General features: G+C 49.5%; 1 protein-coding gene. It reads right to left on the bottom strand.

All coding sequences use genetic code 11. The features are described from left to right. On the bottom strand, window positions 1–961 hold a 961-nt coding region (locus A3739_RS18230), incomplete at its 3' end, for a flavodoxin domain-containing protein (protein ID WP_197472422.1). Between the last annotated feature and the right edge of the window lie 9 nt (window positions 962–970).

Below are 970 nucleotides of genomic sequence, written 5' to 3' on the forward strand. Positions count from 1 at the left end.
TGAGTACGTCTGCGGCTGTATAGTTTTGCTCTTTGTATGGAACAGACTCTGCATCATCAACACCGAACACGGCTAAGCAGGCTTCAACAAGGCTAGGTTGGTTCAACGCAATAACATTTAGTGCATCCCCTGCATTGTAGGTTTCGCCGCTATCGCCCAAAGAGAATTCGTAATGCACGATTTCCTTACTTGAGCCTTCTTTGTTCAACAAACGCTTGTTGACCAACTTCGCTTGCAAAGGGTTGTTGCGATTGAACTTAGATTTTTCGTTTTTCGCTGACACAGGCTCTGCGGCCGCACCAGAAACACCACCGTCACGTCCTTTGCTTGCAATGGTCGGGATCACTTTCTCGATCCATGCTTCAGCAGCAGCTTCAAAGTCAATGTCGCAATCAACACGATCTTCAACGCGCGTTGCGCCAAGTTCTGCCAAACGCTCATCCCATTGCTGGCCAGCTAAACAGAAGTCGTCGTAGTTGGTATCACCCAAGGCAAGTACTGAGTAGAACATATTCTCGAAACGCGGCGCGTCGTCTGCCTCAACCTGATCCCACAAGTTTTGTGCGTTGTCGGGCATTTCACCCTCGCCGTAAGTACTCGTTACAACAAGCAAGCGCTCAGTGGCAGACAGCATGTCTAGCGTTACATCGTCCATGTCGTAAACGGTAGGTGCTAAACCCTGAGAAAGTGCTAGCTCGGCAGCATCTTCCGCAACAGTTTCTGAGTTGCCAGTCTGGGTGCCAACGATAATAGATATCGCTTTTTGTGCGACTGGCGCAGATTGACTTGCACCTGCTTGCGCGCCATCGTTGTTGATCAATAAACGCGTATGTAGGCCAGCAAGAAAACCGCCCATCCACTGCTTTTGATCTTCGTTAAACGGCAAGTCCTGCGGTAAATAAGGTACACGCGTAGCGGCGTTTTCGCCCACTTGGTTTACGTCATTCACGATGTCGTTCATATTTCCTCC

The organism is Oleiphilus sp. HI0067 (genome assembly GCF_001635735.1).